Origin of the sequence: Kribbella jiaozuonensis, from assembly GCF_005233875.1 — a bacterium.
In the GTDB taxonomy this organism is placed as follows: domain Bacteria; phylum Actinomycetota; class Actinomycetes; order Propionibacteriales; family Kribbellaceae; genus Kribbella; species Kribbella jiaozuonensis.
The window spans coordinates 839,908-856,219 of sequence record NZ_SZPZ01000004.1; the positions used below are offsets into that span (position 1 = coordinate 839,908).

16 protein-coding genes are annotated in these 16,312 nt (G+C 67.8%); 11 read left to right on the plus strand and 5 right to left on the minus strand.

Features of this window, described 5'->3' with window-relative positions:
- Positions 1 to 82 precede the first annotated feature (82 nt).
- The 3 genes from FDA38_RS29980 (at position 83) to FDA38_RS29990 (ending at position 3,198) form a co-directional block, all read left to right on the plus strand.
- The gene (locus FDA38_RS29980) at positions 83 to 1,339 is read left to right on the plus strand and encodes an MFS transporter (protein WP_137257462.1); all 1,257 of its coding nucleotides are present in this window, start codon (positions 83 to 85) and stop codon (positions 1,337 to 1,339) included.
- On the plus strand, positions 1,339 to 1,977 hold the full coding sequence (locus FDA38_RS29985; RefSeq protein ID WP_137257463.1) for an MSMEG_1061 family FMN-dependent PPOX-type flavoprotein: 639 nt from the start codon (positions 1,339 to 1,341) through the stop codon (positions 1,975 to 1,977). Before FDA38_RS29980 ends, FDA38_RS29985 begins: the two co-directional genes overlap by 1 nt.
- 78 nt (positions 1,978 to 2,055) lie before the next feature.
- Complete coding sequence (locus tag FDA38_RS29990) at positions 2,056 to 3,198, plus strand: sensor histidine kinase (RefSeq protein ID WP_233715000.1); 1,143 nt, start codon at positions 2,056 to 2,058, stop codon at positions 3,196 to 3,198.
- Positions 3,199 to 3,209: 11 nt separating this feature from the next.
- Here FDA38_RS29990 and FDA38_RS29995 read toward each other — a convergent pair whose 3' ends face one another.
- Positions 3,210 to 4,421: an alpha-hydroxy acid oxidase gene (locus FDA38_RS29995; protein WP_137257464.1), complete on the minus strand. Its 1,212-nt coding sequence runs from the start codon at positions 4,419 to 4,421 to the stop codon at positions 3,210 to 3,212.
- A gap of 75 nt (positions 4,422 to 4,496) precedes the next feature.
- Here FDA38_RS29995 and FDA38_RS30000 point away from each other — a divergent pair, with 75 nt between their 5' ends.
- On the plus strand, positions 4,497 to 5,255 hold the full coding sequence (locus FDA38_RS30000) for a FadR/GntR family transcriptional regulator (protein ID WP_170989922.1): 759 nt from the start codon (positions 4,497 to 4,499) through the stop codon (positions 5,253 to 5,255).
- Here FDA38_RS30000 and FDA38_RS30005 read toward each other — a convergent pair.
- Positions 5,181 to 5,684 (minus strand): DUF6069 family protein, encoded by a 504-nt coding sequence (locus FDA38_RS30005; protein ID WP_137257465.1) that lies wholly within the window; start codon positions 5,682 to 5,684, stop codon positions 5,181 to 5,183. The two genes, FDA38_RS30000 and FDA38_RS30005, sit on opposite strands and share 75 nt — an antisense overlap.
- A gap of 131 nt (positions 5,685 to 5,815) precedes the next feature.
- Between FDA38_RS30005 and FDA38_RS30010 the strand changes: the two genes are divergently transcribed.
- The 7 genes from FDA38_RS30010 to FDA38_RS30040 all read left to right on the plus strand — a co-directional run bounded on the left by FDA38_RS30010 (position 5,816) and on the right by FDA38_RS30040 (position 11,788).
- Positions 5,816 to 6,958: a sensor histidine kinase gene (locus FDA38_RS30010; protein WP_137257466.1), complete on the plus strand. Its 1,143-nt coding sequence runs from the start codon at positions 5,816 to 5,818 to the stop codon at positions 6,956 to 6,958.
- A complete protein-coding gene (locus FDA38_RS30015; RefSeq protein WP_137257467.1) occupies positions 6,955 to 7,620 on the plus strand; it encodes a response regulator in 666 nt (221 codons plus the stop codon). Before FDA38_RS30010 ends, FDA38_RS30015 begins: the two co-directional genes overlap by 4 nt.
- Before the next feature lie 10 nt (positions 7,621 to 7,630).
- Entirely contained in the window at positions 7,631 to 8,296 is a 666-nt protein-coding gene (locus tag FDA38_RS30020; RefSeq protein WP_137257468.1) for a response regulator, read from the plus strand.
- 33 nt (positions 8,297 to 8,329) lie between these two features.
- Positions 8,330 to 8,755 (plus strand): hypothetical protein, encoded by a 426-nt coding sequence (locus tag FDA38_RS30025; protein WP_137257469.1) that lies wholly within the window; start codon positions 8,330 to 8,332, stop codon positions 8,753 to 8,755.
- A 179-nt stretch (positions 8,756 to 8,934) separates the two neighbouring features.
- Positions 8,935 to 9,831: an ABC transporter ATP-binding protein gene (locus tag FDA38_RS30030; RefSeq protein ID WP_137257470.1), complete on the plus strand. Its 897-nt coding sequence runs from the start codon at positions 8,935 to 8,937 to the stop codon at positions 9,829 to 9,831.
- Entirely contained in the window at positions 9,821 to 10,666 is an 846-nt protein-coding gene (locus FDA38_RS30035) for an ABC transporter permease subunit (protein WP_137257471.1), read from the plus strand. Before FDA38_RS30030 ends, FDA38_RS30035 begins: the two co-directional genes overlap by 11 nt.
- 168 nt (positions 10,667 to 10,834) lie before the next feature.
- Complete coding sequence (locus FDA38_RS30040) at positions 10,835 to 11,788, plus strand: hypothetical protein (RefSeq protein WP_137257472.1); 954 nt, start codon at positions 10,835 to 10,837, stop codon at positions 11,786 to 11,788.
- Between the two features lie 377 nt (positions 11,789 to 12,165).
- Here FDA38_RS30040 and FDA38_RS30045 read toward each other — a convergent pair whose 3' ends face one another.
- The 3 genes from FDA38_RS30045 to FDA38_RS30055 are packed head-to-tail and all read right to left on the minus strand — an operon-like array spanning position 12,166 to position 16,281.
- Positions 12,166 to 13,437 (minus strand): glycoside hydrolase family 125 protein, encoded by a 1,272-nt coding sequence (locus tag FDA38_RS30045; RefSeq protein ID WP_137257473.1) that lies wholly within the window; start codon positions 13,435 to 13,437, stop codon positions 12,166 to 12,168.
- Between the two features lie 8 nt (positions 13,438 to 13,445).
- Complete coding sequence (locus FDA38_RS30050; protein ID WP_233715001.1) at positions 13,446 to 14,687, minus strand: ROK family transcriptional regulator; 1,242 nt, start codon at positions 14,685 to 14,687, stop codon at positions 13,446 to 13,448.
- 13 nt (positions 14,688 to 14,700) lie between these two features.
- The gene (locus FDA38_RS30055) at positions 14,701 to 16,281 is read right to left on the minus strand and encodes an alpha-amylase family protein (RefSeq protein ID WP_137257474.1); all 1,581 of its coding nucleotides are present in this window, start codon (positions 16,279 to 16,281) and stop codon (positions 14,701 to 14,703) included.
- Positions 16,282 to 16,312: the final 31 nt, after the last annotated feature.

Sequence of the window (16,312 nt, forward strand, 5' to 3'; positions counted from 1 at the left end):
TTGTCCACAGACAAAAGTGGCCCAACATTCCACGGCCAGAGTGGACCTGCCTGCTGGGCCGCTGAGTACCTAGGCTCAACTCATGAGCAACAGACTTGGACAGATGCTTCCCCCGGCCGGAGCGCCGCGGGACCTGGCGATGGCGCAGTTGGCCAACTCGGTCGGCGACGGCGCGTTCGTCGTCACCTCGGCGTTGTTCTTCACCCGGGTGGTCGGCCTGTCGACCGCGGAGGTCGGCCTCGGGCTGACGGTCGCGTGGCTGGCCGGCTTCCTGACCGGCGTCCCGCTCGGTAACCTCGCCGATCGGCGTGGAGCGCGCGGCACCGCAGTACTGCTGGCCCTCCTGACCGCCAGCGGCGTGGGAGCGTTCCTGTTCGTCCGGAGCTTCGCGGGCTTCCTGATCGCGGCCGTCGTCTACGCCTGCAGCCAGACCGGGCTCACCGCGGCCCGCCAAGCTCTCCTCGCGGGCCTGGTGCAGCCGGCCGAGCGCACCCGCATCCGCGCCTTCCTTCAGTCCACGGTCAACGCCGGTCTCGCCGTCGGCGCGCTCCTCGGCGGTATCGCGCTCCGCTTCGACACCGAAACGGCGTACCTGACCGTCTTCGCGATCGACGCGCTCAGCTTCCTGATCGCTGCCGCTCTGATCCGCCGGGTCCCGTCCATCTCGACCACGATCCGCGTGAAGGGCGAACCGCGCCTCGCCGTCCTCCACGACCGCCCGTACGCGGTTCTCGCGCTGCTCAACGCGATCATGCTGCTCTTCATGCCGCTGATCAGTCTCGTCGGCCCACTGTGGATCGTCACCCGGACCAGCGCACCCAGCTGGGTCGTCGCCTCACTGATGATCGTCAACACCCTCGGCGTCACGTTCTTCCAGGTGCACATCGCCAAGCGGGTCAAGGACCTCCGCACCGCCGCCCGCTCCGTCCGGTACGCCGGGCTCGCCATGCTGGCCGCCTGTGGCGTGTTTGCGACCACCGCCGCCCACCTGAGCCCCGCAATGACCGCCGTCATCCTGGTGATTGCCGCCGCGCTGCTCACCCTCGGCGAGATGAAACTGGCCTCCGGCGCCTGGGAGATCAGCTTCGGGCTCGCCCCCGCAGACAAGCAGGGTCAGTACCAAGGCTTCTTCGGCACCGGCCCCGCGATCGCCAGGATGCTCGGTCCCGCGCTGCTCACAACGGTCATCCTCGGCTGGGGTCCGATCGGCTGGATCGTCATCGGCGCCCTGTTCCTGGGGACCAGTTGCGCAACTGGTCCCGCCGTACGATGGGCTGCGCGGACGAGGGCCGTCAAGGAGGACGCCACGCCGTCGCTGGTAGAGGAGAACGTCGCCTGATGGAGATTCCCGGACTGGTCGAGATCACGTCGTACGACGAGCTGCGCGAGCTTGTCCCGTCGCCAATGGCTGCCGCTGCGGCCAAGGAGCGCAAGGAGCTCCACGACCTGGACCTGCAGTGGCTCGATGCCTCCCCGTTCTGCCTGGTCGCCACCGCCGACGCCGACGGCAACTGCGACGTCTCCCCCAAGGGCGACCCGGCCGGCTTCACCAAGGTGCTGGACCGTTCGACGATCGCGATCCCGGATCGCGCCGGCAACCGCCGCGTCGACGGTTTCACGAACATCCTCAGCAATCCGCACGTCGGCCTGATCTACTTCGTCCCCGGCCGCACCGACACGCTGCGGATCAACGGGCGTGCCCGGATCGTCAAGGACGCGCCGTTCTTCGACGACATGATCGTCAAGGGCAACCGCCCGCAGCTGGCCCTGCTGGTCGAGATCGAGCAGATCTTCCACCACTGCTCGAAGTCGTTCATGCGCTCGAAGCTCTGGAAGCCCGAGACCTGGAACCCGGACGCGGTCCCGCGCCGAGCGGTCATCTCCCAGACGCTGGAGCGTCCGGACGAGGAGCTGACGACGCTCGACGAGTACTACGGCCCGCAGTACGAGGAGAAGATCTACAAGGTCAAGTACTGAACTACCGCAGGAGGAGCAGGCCGAAGTACTCCGTGGCGACGATGACACCCGGTCCGCTGCCCTCTACGGTTTCGTACTGTGACCACTACTGAGCCGATCGACGCGCCCGCCTTCGGGTACTGGGCGCGACGCATCGGCCTGCCCGTGGTGATCTCGATCATTGCGGTGGTCGGTTCGATCGGCGCGGCGGTTCACGGTGAGCCGGATGCCCGTCGGCCGGACTGGTTCATGGTGCTGCTGATCCTGATCGGATCGCTGTCGCTGTACTGGCTCCGGACCCGGCCCGTGCCGGTGCTGTGGGCAACTGTCGGGTCGACCCTCGTCTACATGCTGATGGGGTACGCCTACGGTCCGGTGATCTTCGCGTTCGTCATCGCCGTGTTCACCACGATCCGGCTCGGCTATCGGGTTTCCGGCTGGTCGGCGCTGGCCGCGCTGTACATCGGTCACATCGGCGGTCGGTTCGTGTTCGGGCTCACCGAGTTCGGCCTGTACCAGACGCTCCTGGTCGGCACCTGCTTCGTCGTCCTCGGCTTTCTGGCCGAACTGTTCCGCGCGCACCGCGACCGGGTCAACGCCGCCGCTCGCACCCGCAAGGAGGAGGAGCTGCGCCGCGCTGGTGAGGAGCGGCTGCGGATCGCGCAGGAGCTCCATGACGTCGTGGCGCACCACATCTCGCTCATCAACGTGCAGGCAGCCACTGCACTGCACCTAGTCGACCGGCAACCCGAGCAGGCCGCTCCAGCCCTCTCCGCGATCAAGGACGCGAGCAAAGACGCCCTCGTGGAACTGCGCTCGATCGTCGGCATCCTCCGGCAGTCCGACGAGTCCGCGCCCCGCCAACCGGTCGCCGGCCTTGACCATCTGGATCATCTGATCACTCGTACGTCGCGGGCCGGTCTGGAGGTGCACCGCATCGTCCACGGCGAGCCGCGTCCGCTACCGACCGGACTCGACCGCGCCGCGTTCCGCATCATCCAAGAGTCGCTGACGAACGTCGTACGCCATGCGAAGGCCACGTCCGCAACGGTCCGGATCCAGTACGGCGAACAGGCGCTCGTGCTGCAGATCGACGACAACGGCCAGTCGCTCAGCGCGCCGCCGACGGAAGGCAACGGGATCGGCGGCATGCGGGAGCGGGCCACCGCACTCGGCGGCTCACTCACCGCGAACCGCACACCCTCTGGCGGCCTGAGGATCACGGCGACCCTGCCGCTGTAGTGTCCGCCGTACTACGGCAGGCGGACGTGGGACGGGTTGAGGTCGGCCACGCTGGACACGCCGAGTAGCGCCATTGTGCGGCGTACCTCCTTGGTCAGGATCTCGGCGGCACGAGCGACCCCGCGCTGACCGCCGGCCATCAGGCCGTACAGGTACGCGCGGCCGACCAGGCAGGCATCGGCGCCGAGCGCGATCGCCGCGACGATGTCCGCGCCGGACATGATGCCGGTGTCGAGGTAGATCTCCGCGTCGCTACCGATCGCCTTGCGTACGTCGGGGAGGATGCGCAGCGGTGTCGGCGCCCGGTCGAGCTGACGGCCGCCGTGGTTGGACAGCACGACCGCGTCCGCGCCGGCGTCGACCACGCGGCGAGCATCTGCGACGGTCTGGATGCCCTTGACGATCAGCGGGCCGTCCCAGATCGAGCGCAGCCAGTTGAGGTCGTCGATCGTCATCGTCGGGTCGAAGAGTTTGTCGAGCAGCTCAGCGACGGTGCCGTCCCAGGTGGACAGCGAGGCGAACGTCAACGGCCGCGTGGTGAGCAGGTTGGCCCACCAGGCCGGGTGCAGCGACGCGTCCAGCACAGTCTTCGCGGTGAGACTCGGCGGAATGGTGAAACCATTGCGTACGTCGCGAAGCCGCGCGCCAGCGACCGGTACGTCGACGGTCAGCATCAGCGCCTCGAAACCAGCCGCGGCCGAGCGCTTCACCAGGTCCTCGCCGGCGTCGCGGTCCTTCCACACGTACAGCTGGAACCACTTGCGCGCATCCGGCGCGGCGGCTGCGACGTCCTCGATCGAGGTGGTGCCCATCGTCGACAGCGCGTACGGGATGCCGATCTGCTCGGCGACCTTGACCACTGCGCTCTCGCCCTCGTGGTTCATCATCCGGGTGAAGCCGGTCGGCGCGAACGCGAACGGCAGCTCGGAGCGGCCGCCGAGGATCGACGTACCGAGGTCGATCTCGGAGACGTCGCGCAGGATCGACGGCTGCAGCTCCATCTCGGCGAACAGCCGGCGAGCGCGGCGCAGGCTGATCTCGGCCTCGGCGGCGCCGTCGGTGTAGTCGAAGACCGAGCGCGGCGTACGGCGTTTCGCGATCGTGCGCAGGTCCGCGATCGTCAGCGCCTTCTCCAACCGCCGCTCGGTCGGGTTCGCCGTGATCGGCTTCGGCCGCAGCAGCGGCTTCAGCTCGGACCATTTGGGCATCTGGCGATCGGTCATCACAACTCCCGGCTCAAATCTGTGGTCGGACCACACCCTACCCTGTGGTCCGACCACACAGGTAGGGTCGTCCACATGAAGAACTACGAGCTGGTCCTGCACCGGGTGGAGGCCGATCTGGCCGCGGGGCGGCTGAGGATCGGCGGGCGGTTGCCCGGCGAGCGGACGCTGGCCGAGCAGCTCGGGATCAGCCGGCCGTCGGTGCGGGAGGCGGTCCGGGTGCTCGAGGCGATGGGGGTGGTACGGACCGCGACCGGATCCGGGCCGGAGGCGGGTGCGGTGATCGTGGCGGAGCCGGTGTCGCCGCTGACCGCCGTACTGCGGTTGCATCTGGCAACGAATCACCTGCCGATGGGGGACGTCGTACAGACGCGTCTGCTGCTGGAGTCGTGGGCGGCTCGGGAGGCTGCGGGGCGGGAGCTGGGGGCGGATGAGCTGAAGGTGGCGGAGGAGCTGCTGGATCGGATGGATGATGCCGGGTTGTCGCCGGAGGAGTTCCATCTGCTCGATGCTGAGTTTCATGTTGCGTTGTCGGGGTTGGCGGGGAACGTGTTGATCGCGGCGGTGATGACTTCGTTGCGGTCGGCGATTCATGGGTATGTGCTGGCCGCCGTACCTAATCTGCCTGATTGGGAGGCGGTGGCGGTTGGGTTGCGGGGCGAGCATCGCGGGATTCTGGCGGCGGTGCGGGGTGGGGAGCCGGAGCGCGCGGCCTCGTTGGTGACCGCGCATATCCGGGGGTTCTACCAGGCGGCGCAATTAGCACCGTTCGGCGGGAACGCTGGTACGGCGGAGGCCGAGGATCACGGTCGCGCCGACGATCAGGTGGAGTGAGGCGAGGCCGAGCTTCGCGCCTAGGCCGATGCCGTTGGTGAGCGGGCTGCCTAGGGAGAGAACGCAGACGATCGTCCCGATGATGGTCCAGGTGTCGCGGGCATTCGCGGTGCGGCGTTCGAGGATCGCCAGGAGGCCCCAGCCGGCGAAGGCGACCACGATCGAGGCGGCGAGGACTGCTGCGGCACCGATGTGCTGGGTGCCGCCTTGGCGTGCGGTGAGGGTGAGACCGGCGAGCGGGGCGAGGATCGCCCAGTCAGCCAGAGCCGCAGCTGCAGTCACACCAACCACCACGAGTCGACTACGCCCAGGAACGCGCCGCGGACCCGAGGCCGGGTCAGCCGGGTTGGCGGTGGCGGACGGGGCGTTCGCGGAGGTGGTGGATAGGCGGATGGTGCTGTTCGGGGTGGTGGGGTTGGGGGTTGGCATTGTGGCTCCCTGGGGTGGTTGGTGGGAACACAGTGCGGGAGGTTGGGTGCGGGTGGCATCGGTCGGGGGGCTGGGGTGGGTTCTACTTTGGTCGGTGGTGGGGATGGGCGGGGCGGCTTAGTCTCGGCGGCATGGAGGAGTTGTGTGTGCCGCGGAAGTCCGGGCTGGTGGCTGCGCTGGTGGCGTGGGCGCTGGTGGCGGCGATGGTTGCGGGGACGATCGTCGGGCGGTGGTCGGATCCGGAGCATCAGAAGTTCCTGGTGCTCGACATCCTGGTCGGGATCGTCTCCGTCGCAGTGATCCCGACGCTGATCCGCTGGCCTGTACACGGCGCGATCGCACTCGCCGTACTCGCGATCTTCTCCCCCGCCGGTACGCCGCCGTCCACCGTCGGAACGCTGACCGTCGCCCTCCGCCGTCCCTTCCGTACTGCGCTGCTCGTCGCGATCGCCGGCACCGTCGCGCACCTGATCCAGGGCCTCTGGCAACCAATCCATGGACTCCCCTACCTCTGGTTCGCTGTACTGGACGTCGTCGTCCACGCCGCCCTCCTCGGCTGGGGCCAAGGAGCCCAGGCCCGCCGCCAACTCCTCGAGTCCCTCCGCGAACGCGCCCGCCGCGCCGAGGCCGAGCAGGGCCGCCGCGTCGCCGAGGCACGCACCCTCGAACGCACCAAGATGGCCCGCGAGATGCACGACGTACTCGCCCATCGCCTGTCCCTGCTCGCGACGTATGCCGGCGCCCTCGAGTACCGCCCCGACTCCTCGCCCGAGCGGCTCGCGAAGGCGGCCGGCGTGATCCGCACCGGCGTACACCAGGCGCTCGAGGAGCTGCGGGAGGTGATCAACGTCCTCCGCGACGAGGACGAGTACGAGGGCCGGCCGCAGCCCACCTTCGACGACGTCCGCGCGCTGGTGGACGAGTCGCGTGAGGCAGGTACGACGGTCGCGTACGAGGACCATGTCGCGGATCCCACTTCATTGCCTCCGGCAACGGGGCGTACGGCGTACCGGATCGTCCAGGAGGGACTGACCAACGCACGCAAACACGCCGCCGGACGGCCGGTGACCGTCACGCTGGACGGGCGGCCGGGCGACGGCTTGCGGATCGAGCTGACCAACCCGGCGTCGAACGGGACCACGGTCACGCCCGGGAGCGGGACCGGCTTGGTCGGGCTGACCGAGCGGGTGCAGCTGGCCGGCGGGACGCTGGACCACGGGCAGGAGCCCGGTGGCGGCTTCCGGCTCGAGGCCTCGCTACCGTGGCCCGCATGAGCGAAACCGCAGCGGCGCCGATCCGCGTACTCGTCGTGGACGACGACGCGCTGGTCCGGGCCAGCCTGGAGATGATGCTCGACGGGACGAACGGGATCTCGGTGGTTGGTCAGGCCGCCGATGGCGACGAAGTACCGGCCGCGGTCGACGCACACTTCCCCGACATCGTGCTGATGGACCTGCGGATGCCCCGGGTCGACGGCATCGTCGCGACCCGGCGGTTGCGGGCGCGGACGAATCCGCCCGAGGTCGTCGTACTCACCACGTTCGACACCGACGAGAACGTGCTGCACGCGCTGCGCGCCGGGGCGAGCGGGTTCCTGCTGAAGGACACCCCGCCGGCCCAGATCGTCGAGGCAGTACGGCGGGTCGCGGCCGGTGACCCGATCTTGTCGCCGGCGATCACCCGCCGCCTGATGGACCGTGCCGCGACGCAGGCCGACGCCCACACGATCGCGCAGGACAAGCTGCAGCGGCTGTCTCCCCGTGAGTACGACGTGATGCTCGCGGTCGCGCAGGGTAAGGCGAACGCGCAGATCGGCGCCGAGCTGTTCATGAGCCTGGCGACGGTCAAGGCGCACATCTCCCACATCCTCACCAAGCTGGAGCTGGGGAACCGTACCCAGATCGCCCTCCTCGCCCATGACGCCGGGCTCGCATAAGCTCCAGCGCATGATCAGGGTGTTGCTGGCGGACGATCAGGCGTTGGTGCGGGCCGGGTTCCGGTCGTTGCTGAACGCCGAGGACGACATCACGGTGGTCGGTGAGGTTGCCGACGGCTCAGAGGCAGTCGCTGTCGCGCGCGCCGAGAAGCCCGATGTGGTGTTGATGGACATCCGGATGCCCGGTACGGACGGGCTCGAGGCGACGCGGCAGATCGGCGCGGACCCGGAGCTGGCCGACGTACATGTGGTGATCCTGACGACGTTCGACCTGGACGAGTACGTGTTCGAGGCGCTGCGGGTCGGGGCGAGCGGGTTCCTGGTGAAGGACACCGAGCCGGTCGAGCTGCTGCAAGCAGTGCGGGTGGTCGCTCGCGGCGACGCGCTGCTCTCCCCCGGCGTCACACGGCGGCTGGTGGCCGAGTTCGCGTCCCGCAGCCGGCAACCACATGCGAGCAAGGAACTCGACGTACTCACCGAACGGGAGAAGGAGATCGTCGCGCTCGTCGGCGAAGGGTTGTCGAACGATGAGATCGCGGAGCGGCTGGTTCTGAGTCCGGCGACCGCGAAGACGCATGTCAGCCGCGCGATGATCAAGCTCGGCGTCCGCGACCGGGCGCAGCTGGTTGTCGTCGCGTACCAGACCGGGTTGGTGCGTCCCGGCTGGCTGGGTTGACCTTCCAGCTACTCGAAGCCCGATGCTGCTCGGATGATGCACCTCGAGGAGATCACGGCCGCTGTCTCGCTGGGTCAGGCCGGAGATCGTGAAGCAGCCCGTGCTCAGCTGACGGCTCTGTGGGACGCGGTTGACGACCGGCAGACGCGGTGTGCGATCGCGCACTATCTGGCGGATGTACAGGACGAAACCTCAGATGAGTTGACCTGGGATCTCCGTGCGTTGGAAGTCGTCGAGGACACCGCCTGGCTCCCGTCCCTCCACCTGAACCTCGCCGACGACTACCGCCGGCTGGCACATCCGCTCCAGGCGGAGGAGCACCTGCAGTTGGCGCGCGAGCACCTTCATCTGCTGCCCGCTGACGGCTACGGCGAAGTGATCCGGTCCGCCGTCGACCACGTCACCGAAGCACTCGCCACCGGAAACACCGACCGCCTTTCCTCGAACCCCAGCACCTGAGTGGAGCTAACGACAGGAGGTACGGCTCGATTATTGGTCGTCCCATGCCTGAGCACAGCCTCAGAACGGGCTCGTCGGACACGTACCTCCTGTCGTTAGCGCACTACTCCGCCGGGGGTAGGCACGGTCACTCCCCCGAGGCGACGCGGCGGTCCGGGCGTGAACGGCACGCTCTAGGTATGGATGCGCTAGTTGAGGTCAGTGGACTGACGAAGAGGTACGGCGACACCCTCGCGGTCGATGGTGTCGATCTGACAGTGCTGCCGGGCGAGGTCTACGGGTTCCTCGGGCCGAACGGCGCAGGCAAGACAACCACGCTCCGGATCCTCACCGGGCTGATCGCGCCGACGAGCGGCAGCGTTCGCGTGCTCGGCGGGAAGCCGGGGCAGTCCGACGTACTGGGGCGGACCGGGTCGATGATCGAGTCGCCGGCGTTCTATCCGTACCTGTCGGGGTTGGACAATCTGCGGCTGCTGGCCGAGTACGCCGGGGTGGCGCGGCAGCGGATCGACGAAGTACTCGAGCTCGTCGACCTGGCCGATCGCGCCAAGGACCGGTTCTCGACGTACTCCCTGGGGATGAAGCAGCGGCTCGGGGTCGCGGCCGCGCTGTTGAAGGATCCGGAGCTGGTGATCCTCGACGAGCCGACCAACGGGCTGGACCCGGCCGGGATGCGCGACATGCGCCGGCTGATCCGCGAGCTCGGCACCGGCGGCCGGACCGTGCTGCTGTCGAGCCATCTGCTCGGCGAGGTACAGCAGATCTGCGACCGGGTCGGGATCATCAACTCGGGCCGGATGGTTGCCGAGCACAACGTCGACGAACTGCGCGGCGAACAGGAGCTGGTCGTCCGCGCCGACCCGAAGGACCAGGCGCAGACGATCCTGGCCCGCTTCGGCAGTGTGCACCAGTACGACGACACGCTGCGGGTCGCCGTCGATCCCGCGCGAGCTGCGGAGGTCAACAGCGTGCTGGTCGGCGCCGGCATCGCCGTCTCCGAACTGCACATGACCGAACGAGCGCTCGAGGACATCTTCTTCGAGCTCACCACGGAGGAGAAAGCCGATGTTGGGTAGCTACCGCGCGGAGATCCTCAAACTCCGCAAACGATCCGCGGTCTGGGTGCTGTTCGGCGCAGGCCTGGTCCTGAGCCTGATCTTCGGCTACCTCCTGCCGTACCTCGCCTACACGACCGGCGACGACACCCCGTCAACCGACGGAATCCCCCGCGCGGAGGTCCTCCGCGGCATGCTCCCCGAACGCGTCATCGACAACACCATCGGCGGCTACCCGATCTTCGCCGGCGCACTGGCACTGGTCCTCGGCGCAATCGTGATCGGTGGCGAGTACACGTGGGGAACGCTGAAGACCGTCCTCACCCAACGCCCCGGCCGCGGCACAATCCTGGGCGTGCAGTTCCTAGCCCTGGCCACGATGATCGCCCTCTGGGTCGTCGGCATCTTCATCGCCTGCAGCCTGTGCAGCATCGGCATCGCTGCGGCTGAAAGCGGCGCCATGACCTGGCCAAGCATCGGCACCTTACTGCAAGGCCTAGCCGGCGGCTGGCTCGTCCTGATGACCTGGTGCCTAGCCGGCGCCGTCCTAGCCGTTGCCTTCCGCAACGTAGCCCTCCCCATCGGCCTAGGCGTCGTCTGGATCCTAGGCATCGAAACCCTCCTAGCCGGCGTAGTAAGCAGCCTCCTCCCAGGCTTGGACTGGCTAACCAACACCCTCCCCGGCACCAACGCCGGCTCGCTAGTCTTCGCCGTCACCGGCATGTCAACCACAGACGCCCCACCCGGCGTCCGCGACGCAGTAGGCGGCAGCCGAGCCCTACTAACCCTCTTCGCATACTGCGCCCTGTTCGCCGCCCTGTCCCTCTGGACCACCCGCCGCCGCGACATCACGTGATCCCCCGCGATGGTCGCGTCAGCGAACAACTGATCTGCAGCTCCGACCAGTCTTGACTCGGACAAACTGGGATACGAGCCAAGGCAAGGTCTGTTCGCACCGCGACACCATTCGTGCTTGGACAGTTAACGAAATGTGGGCTCAGCGACCCGCCGCTATCGTGCAACTATGAATTCAAGGACTCTGTTCAGCGAGGTTAACGAGAGGACATCACGCAGATTGCGGGTTGCCCGGCAGGCGTTCACCTCGGCGGAGGCCCTTGCGGCGGCTGGCATGACTGACGCGGATCGGGTGTCAGCGATCGTCGGATTCGACTTCGCGGCCGAGACGGTGATCCGTGCCGTTCTGTTCGACGCAGCACGTTATCTCGATGCGAAGGTCGACCCGAAGGTTCAGGGATTCCGCCCGATGCTTGAGGCCGCTGCAGAGGCGTTTCGGAGCGATAGTTTGGCGACCGACGTCCCCGGCAGACCCGGCCTAGAGCATGTCCGCAACATCCGCAATGCCGCACAGCACGAGGCACGAATCCCAACACTTGTCGAGGTGCACGAGTCTCGGATCTACACCAAAGACGCTGCCACCGAGGCCGTTCGCCTTGCGTGGGGGGTTGACTTCCTCGCCGCTGACATCCAGGCGGTTCGATCAGCCATCGTGCGGGGATACCTGAACAGTGCAGTGGCTTCGGAGGACGCCGGCGACCTCGCTGGCGCTATGGGCTGGCTCCATGCAGCGTTCGAGCATGGGCTGACGCACGGTGGGGAGAACCTTGTCGGTCCACCTATCAAGGCCGACGTGCTCGCACTTGCGGAGCCCGGTCGAGTTGACGCAAGGGGCATCCTGGCGGACCTTCAAACATCGTTCCGCAGGCTGCAGGTATTGGGACGGCTGACCGCTTTTGGAATCAACGTACCGACATACCTCCATTGGCAACGCATCTTCGCTGGGGCTCCCCCACTCAACTTCAACGGCGAGCTCAGTCGTTACGACGGCGAAAGGGACTGGCCCAAGCAGGAGGTCGACCGGGCAATGGCATATGTGATCGATGCAGTGCTGAGGATGGAGCAAGTTGTAGACGACGTAGATCCAGGCGGCTTCCGCCACGGCGGCTTCGACAAGCTATGAGTACCCGGGTAGCTGTTCGACTGGCGCTAGCGGACGGACAGGATGCCCCGCCGGGAGCGGTTGCCGGGGAGCGGTTCGCGCGCCGCCGGAGGCGGCCAACAAAACAGCCGCCGCGAAGCGGTGTCCTTTGGCCGTCCGCCGGACAGGCAGTTGCTACGCCGGATGCGCTGCCCGCGGGAACAGCTGCAGGCCGCCGGAGGCGGCCAACAGGACAGCCGCCGCGAAGCGGTGACCGCTCCGCGCAGCACACCCCCGCAAGCAGCTGCCGCGGCCGATGCAGTTGAGCGAGAAACAGCCCGCACGCCGCCGAAGGCGGCCAAGAGAACAGTCGCCGCGGAGCGGTGTCCTTTGGCCGGTGTCCTTTCGGTGTGCTCGGGCTAGCTCTTGATGCCGGCGTGGACTAGGGCTAGTTCGCAGAACATGGCGTTGGCCCAGGAGAACCAGTCGCGGGTGTATTGGGTGGGGTCGTCTACGTTGAAGCCTTCGTGCATCTGGCCGGTGCCGCCCGTCGTGTCGCGGAGGAGTTCCAACAACTGCTGGCGTTCCTGAGAGGACGTGCTCGAGATGCCCTGCACAGCGAGGGCGATGTGCCAGATGTATCGCGGCGGAGTATGCGGGCTCCCGATCCCCGCCGCAGCAGTCCCGCTGTAGTAGTAAGGGTTCTCCGGGCTCAGCAACAGCCGACGAGTAGCCAGGTACGTCGGATCGTCCGCCGCTGCATACCCAGTCAGCGGGATCGACAACAAGCTAGGCATGTTCGCGTCGTCCATCAGCAACGTCTCCCCCAGTCCGTCGACCTCATAGGCGTACACCTGGCCGTGCTCCGGGTGCTCGACAACCGCGTAGGAAGAAATCCCCTCGTCGATATCCGCCTTCAGCGCCTTCGCGCGATCAGCCAACTCCGGGTCCCGCAGTACCTCGGTAGCGATCTCCTGCAGATACCCGAGCACCACCGACGCGAACATGTTCCCCGGCACGTTGAAGCCCAGCTCGGTAGCGTCGTCGCTCGGCCGGAACGCGCTCCACGACATCCCGGTCGGCTGCGTCAACCGACCACGCCCTTCGCGCACCAGCGTGTCCGAGGGCCGGTCGTCAAGACGCTGGAACCGGTACGGCGACCGAGCCTCGTGGTCCTGCTCCACCGTCCACAGCTCGACGATCGCCTCCGCCGCCGCACGGAACCGCTCGTCGATCACGTCCGCGCGACCGGTGATCCGCCACAGCCGGTACGCCAACTCCAGCGGGAAGCACAGCGAGTCGATCTCGTACTTGCGTTCCCACACCCACGGCGACATCTCGGTCTCGTCGGTGACATGCCCGGCCCCGTTGGCCGATTTGTTGAAGGCGTTCGCGTACGGATCCAGTACGACGTACTCCAACTGCCGGTGCAGCACCCCGATCAGCGTGTCCTGCAGACCCGGATCGTCCTTGCACAGCAGCAGGTACGGGCGCATCTGGGCCGCGGAGTCGCGCAGCCACATCGCCGGGATGTCGCCGGTGAGCACGAACGTCGTCCCGTCCGGCAACTGCTCGGCGACCGCGGGCAGGTTCCCGGCCATCGAGCGCCGGAACATCTCCGCGATCACCTCGTCGCCGGTCGCCTGCTGAACAGCCGCAACGGCTCGGGCGAGGACCTCGGGGTCGATCATCAACACAATCACCTTTCAGCGACAACCGCAGTGCTCTGCAACAACAAGGAAGGGTTTGGCGAGAACGTCTGGTCGAGGACCAGGCTGGCGGCGCCGATCGCGCCGACGTCTTGGCCGAGCGCCGTACCGGCGACCTCGAACGGATGGACAGCACGCACCAGGAAGCGATCGTCCAGCGCATCGCGTACTGCGTCACCGAGCACCGGCGCGAGCTGCTCCCAGTGCGGGCCGCCGAAGACGACCCGCTCCAGGTCGAGCAGGTTCGCGACGTCCTCGACGACCTTGGCGATGCGCCAGGCGAGAGCGACGATGATCTCCCGAGCAGCCCCAGGACCGTCCGCAGCCGACGCACACAGCTGGGCGAACGCCGCGTCCACCGCCGGCCGATCCTCAATATCGATGCCTTGGGCAAGTACTCCGGCCGCGACCGCCTGCTGCACCAGGTACCGCGGCTGACTGGTCTCGCCCACGCAGCCACGCCGCCCGCAGTAGCAGACCGGTCCGTCCGGATCCACGATCACATGACCGATCTCGCCGACATTGCTGGACGAACCGCGGACGATCTCATCACCGATCACCAGCCCCGCACCGACGCCCGTACCGAGATAGAAGAACAGGAAACTGCCGCCCTGCCCGGCCCATTTCTCGGCGGACGCGGCCGCGGTCACGTCCTTGTCCAGGACGATCGGCAGACCGGTCCGCTCCCGTAGCTCGTCGCGGAGCGGGACCAGGTGCCAGGCCGACAGGTTCGGCGGGTCAACGACCACGCCGCGCTCGACATCGATCGGCCCTGGCGCAGCGATGCCCACGCCGGTGACGCGGTCGCGCGGTGCGCCGGACGCGGCGATCACTTCCTCGATCGTCTTCGCGATGCCGTCGATGAGTACGTCGGGATCGTCGGCGTACTGGTCGACCGGCCGCCGCGCGACCACCTCGCCGGTGAGATCGAGGAGTACGACGGTGACCACAGACGGGTCGAGATGTACGCCGACGGCGTACTGGCCGGTGGGCTCGAGCTCGAGCAACGTCCGCGGCTTGCCCAGACCCACGCCGCGCAGCCGGCCCGCCTCACGCACAAGTCCGGCATCAAGCAGACGGCGGGCGATGTTGGAGATGGCCTGGCCGGACAGCCCGGTGGCTTCGGCCAGCTCGACGCGGCTGAGTTGCTCGCTGCGGCGGATCGCGTCGAGTACGACGGCATCGTTGAAGCCGCCGACCCGATCGAGATTCGTGCCCCGCCGTACGCTCACAAAGGCCCCCAGGTCAGTTGGCGGTCGGGTCCGCACCCCACGGACGAGACCAGTCGTAGTGGAGGACCTCGTCACCCGCCCGCCAGGCGTTGGGCGTGGTGTTCACCAGCCAGTCGGTCGGCTCGATCGCCGTGTTCTCAGCCGCCGCACCACCACTGAGCGCCAAATGTATACCGTTCCGCAACGCCCGGTCCGACCGATCCGTCCGGGCAGCTGGATCGATCGACAGGAACAGCGCCGTACCGGATCGGGCGACCAGGTCGAGGAAGCGCTCGTTGAGCTCCCACGGCGTCTGCGGCGTGCACGGAACGCAGTCCGCGTCGACCGCGAAGAACCGGTTGTGCTGCGGGAGCCGGAACGCGAGCGTGTTGACCCCCATCTTCCGGGTCCGCTCCCAATCGCGGCCCGAGGTGTCGTCACCGGTCCGCTGTACGTCGACCAGCCCGGCGGCGAGATGGCCGACGGTGTTGCAGCCGATCACAACGACGTCCTCCGCCGCGGACCGGATCTCCCGGTAGAACGCGAGGATGATCTCAGCCGTCGTCCGCGACGTGTCGTGCAGTTGCCAGCCGCCGCGCGTCAGCCGCGATCCCATCGCAGGCCCGAAGGCGCCGAAGACGTCGTACGTGCTGAAGTCGTGCTTCACGAGCTCGAAGCCCCAGGACCGGAACCGCTGGAGGTCCGCTCGCACTCCGTCCAGGACCTCGGGGTACGACGGATCGAGCGCGCGCCCCGGTTTGTCATGAGGCCCGGTCGACGCCCATCGACCCGGCTCGCGCACGAGCAGCGGACGGAACCAGAGACCCGGCCGGGCGCCGATCGCCTTGATCGCGGCCGCCGTACCGGCCATGTCGTCGAAGACGCCCGGTGTCCCGCTGTCCCAGGGGCCGCCGGAGCAGACGCCGCCCGGGTACCAGCCGTCGTCGACGACGCTGAACGGTTTGACCGGGTGACCGTCGGCGAGCTCGACGATCGTGGTCGCGTCCTGCAGGACGGCCTTCTCGTCGAAGTTCTCGCCGTACGCGTAGTACCAGTTGTTGGCCCCGACCACCGGCGCGGGCTCAGGTCGCGCCGGTAGTCGGGTGCTCATGGTGGCGACCGCTGCGTTCAGGGTCTGCCAGGGTGTGCCGCCGTCATTGAATAGTCGCACGGTCGCCGCAGTCAGCGTCCGGCCCCTCAAGTGTGTGGGACCGCCGCCGTTGCGCAGGTCAAGCCAGAGCGTGAAGCCGTCGTCGTCGACCGTCCAGGCGCAGAACGCACTCGGCTGGACATCAACGCCGGCACCGGCCGTGCTGCCGGTCTGCGGATCGTGGACGAGGAAGTACCACGGCAGCAGGCGCTCAGGTTGCACGTGACGCCACTGGAGGTCGCCGTACGAACGCTCCCAGGCGTCACCGAGGATCAGCGCGTCGGCGGGGAGCCGCTCGGACCAGCGGAGCGCGACGCGGGAGATCGTCGTCGCGGTGACGTCGACGGTCCCGTCGTTCCAGCTGACCTCAGCACCCGCGGCCGACCAGGTCGAGCCGGATCTGACCGCGGTGGTCAGTCCGTCCGAGAGATCCGACTGGACGAAAACAGCACTCGGTTCTCTCACCAGACTCCCTCGGGGCGGAATTACTTTCCCC

Coding starts and splice junctions, on each gene's coding strand:
- FDA38_RS29980 (WP_137257462.1), top strand. CDS start 83: ATGAGCAACAGACTTGGACAGATGCTTCCCCCGGCCGGAGCGCCGCGG.
- FDA38_RS29985 (WP_137257463.1), top strand. CDS start 1,339: ATGGAGATTCCCGGACTGGTCGAGATCACGTCGTACGACGAGCTGCGC.
- FDA38_RS29995 (WP_137257464.1), bottom strand. CDS start 4,421: ATGACCGATCGCCAGATGCCCAAATGGTCCGAGCTGAAGCCGCTGCTG.
- FDA38_RS30000 (WP_170989922.1), top strand. CDS start 4,497: ATGAAGAACTACGAGCTGGTCCTGCACCGGGTGGAGGCCGATCTGGCC.
- FDA38_RS30005 (WP_137257465.1), bottom strand. CDS start 5,684: ATGCCAACCCCCAACCCCACCACCCCGAACAGCACCATCCGCCTATCC.
- FDA38_RS30010 (WP_137257466.1), top strand. CDS start 5,816: ATGGAGGAGTTGTGTGTGCCGCGGAAGTCCGGGCTGGTGGCTGCGCTG.
- FDA38_RS30015 (WP_137257467.1), top strand. CDS start 6,955: ATGAGCGAAACCGCAGCGGCGCCGATCCGCGTACTCGTCGTGGACGAC.
- FDA38_RS30020 (WP_137257468.1), top strand. CDS start 7,631: ATGATCAGGGTGTTGCTGGCGGACGATCAGGCGTTGGTGCGGGCCGGG.
- FDA38_RS30025 (WP_137257469.1), top strand. CDS start 8,330: ATGATGCACCTCGAGGAGATCACGGCCGCTGTCTCGCTGGGTCAGGCC.
- FDA38_RS30030 (WP_137257470.1), top strand. CDS start 8,935: ATGGATGCGCTAGTTGAGGTCAGTGGACTGACGAAGAGGTACGGCGAC.
- FDA38_RS30035 (WP_137257471.1), top strand. CDS start 9,821: ATGTTGGGTAGCTACCGCGCGGAGATCCTCAAACTCCGCAAACGATCC.
- FDA38_RS30040 (WP_137257472.1), top strand. CDS start 10,835: ATGAATTCAAGGACTCTGTTCAGCGAGGTTAACGAGAGGACATCACGC.
- FDA38_RS30045 (WP_137257473.1), bottom strand. CDS start 13,437: ATGATCGACCCCGAGGTCCTCGCCCGAGCCGTTGCGGCTGTTCAGCAG.